Origin of the sequence: Rhizobium sp. NPDC092011, assembly GCF_044756305.1 — a bacterium.
Taxonomy (GTDB): Bacteria; Pseudomonadota; Alphaproteobacteria; order Rhizobiales; family Rhizobiaceae; genus Rhizobium.
On sequence record NZ_JBIVSO010000052.1, the window covers coordinates 1 to 1,176 of the forward strand.

The window sequence follows — 1,176 nt, forward strand, 5'->3', positions numbered from 1 at the left end:
CGTTCCGATCGCGATGGAAGAGAAGCTTCGCTTCGCTATCCGCGAAGGCGGCCGTACCGTCGGCGCAGGCATCGTTGCCTCCATCGTCGAGTAATTCGAAGGCGGCCACTCCATCCGAGTGGCCGATTCGATGACAATATTATGATGCAAGCGGCAGTAGCCGCTTGCTTATGACATGGAAATGTTGCAAATGGCGCGCGAGCGCGATTTGCACTCTGCTTCGGGTAACGAAGCAGCTGATGAAATTAACAATAAGGTGGGCCGAAAGGTCTAAAGAGTGGATGGGGATGCCGCAGCCGGCGTCCCTCTCGATCTTTGAAACCGGTGGTCCGCCTTAGGAAAAAGAACAATCCGTGCCCCTTTTTGAGCGGCACGCGAGATAACAAAACACAAGGATAACGTCGAATGAACGGCCAAAATATCCGCATTCGCCTGAAGGCGTTCGATCACCGGATTCTCGATGCTTCCACGCGCGAGATCGTGTCGACGGCGAAGCGCACCGGTGCTAGCGTCCGGGGCCCCGTTCCGCTTCCGACCCGTATCGAGAAGTTCACGGTCAACCGGTCCCCGCACATCGACAAGAAGAGCCGCGAGCAGTTCGAGATGCGCACGCATAAGCGCCTTCTCGACATCGTTGACCCGACCCCGCAGACGGTAGACGCGCTGATGAAGCTCGATCTCGCCGCCGGTGTCGATGTTGAGATCAAGCTCTGAGACCTGGTTCTCGAGCTGAGTGAGAAGGATTGAACCGATGCGTTCAGGTGTGATTGCACAGAAGGTGGGAATGACCCGCGTCTATAACGACGCCGGCGAGCATGTCCCGGTAACGGTATTGCGTTTGGATGGCTGCCAGGTCGTAGCCCAGCGCACAGTTGAAAAGAATGGCTACACCGCAGTTCAGCTGGGTGCCGGCCAGGCTAAAGTTAAGAACACGACGAAGGCCCTTCGCGGTCATTTCGCCGTCGCAAGCGTTGAGCCCAAGGCCAAGCTCGTTGAATTCCGTGTTACGGACGACAACCTGCTCGACGTTGGCACCGAGATCAAGGCTGCTCACTTCACGGCGGGCCAGCTCGTCGACGTGACCGGTACGACGATCGGTAAGGGCTTTGCCGGCGCCATGAAGCGTCACGGCTTCGGCGGTCTGCGCGCCACGCACGGTGTGTCGGTTTCGCACCG

2 protein-coding genes and 1 pseudogene are annotated in these 1,176 nt (G+C 58.2%); all 3 read left to right on the plus strand.

Features of this window, described 5'->3' with window-relative positions; translation table 11 throughout:
- Positions 1-94: pseudogene (locus tag ACIQJ2_RS38255) on the plus strand (elongation factor Tu); the annotation flags it as partial.
- Positions 95-405: 311 nt separating this feature from the next.
- Complete coding sequence (gene rpsJ, locus ACIQJ2_RS38260; RefSeq protein WP_003547547.1) at positions 406-714, plus strand: 30S ribosomal protein S10; 309 nt, start codon at positions 406-408, stop codon at positions 712-714.
- A 37-nt stretch (positions 715-751) separates the two neighbouring features.
- The coding region (gene rplC / locus ACIQJ2_RS38265; RefSeq protein WP_400678245.1) for a 50S ribosomal protein L3 at positions 752-1,176 on the plus strand (425 nt) is incomplete at its 3' end.